Annotated in this window: 2 protein-coding genes; both read left to right on the plus strand. The window is 60.5% G+C overall.

All coding sequences use genetic code 11. The features are described from left to right. Positions 1-137 (plus strand): helix-turn-helix domain-containing protein (locus tag EN991_RS39375; protein ID WP_206519384.1); only part of this gene is annotated, 137 nt, incomplete at its 5' end. A gap of 156 nt (positions 138-293) precedes the next feature. Next, positions 294-476, plus strand: a 183-nt coding sequence (locus EN991_RS39380; RefSeq protein ID WP_281058868.1) for a sigma factor, incomplete at its 3' end; no start/stop codon positions are given.

The following is a 476-nucleotide window of genomic DNA, read 5'->3' on the forward strand; positions in this document are numbered from 1 at the left end:
CGATAAAGAACCTCGAATGGGAGCGCATCCACGAGACGCTGGTGGAGGCCGACTTCAACATTTCCGAGACGGCACGACGGCTGGGCATGCACCGCCGGACGCTGGCGCGGAAGCTGGAGAAGAGGCGTGTGAAGTAGGCACGATCCACCGGGCATGGCACATCGTGGCGATGCCGATGATAAGATTGATGCCGGCAACAATCGTTGCATTCGAACGATGTCCTCCAAAGGAAAAATTGGCAGGGCAGGGATTAAAATCCCCACATGCTCCGTAAACAGGACATGAAACCGCCGATGCCACGCTTTGACATCATAGGACAGCTCGGTTCGCTGCGCCGCTATGCGCGCTCGCTGACGCGCGACAGCACCGACGCCGAGGACCTTGTCCATGACGCGCTGGTGCGCGCTTATGAGCGGCGCAGCACCTTCCGCTCCGGCGGAAACCTGCGCGCGTGGCTGCTGTCGATCGTCCACAAC

This window comes from Mesorhizobium sp. M7A.F.Ca.US.005.03.2.1, from assembly GCF_003997795.1.
Classification (GTDB): Bacteria; Pseudomonadota; Alphaproteobacteria; order Rhizobiales; family Rhizobiaceae; genus Mesorhizobium; species Mesorhizobium ciceri.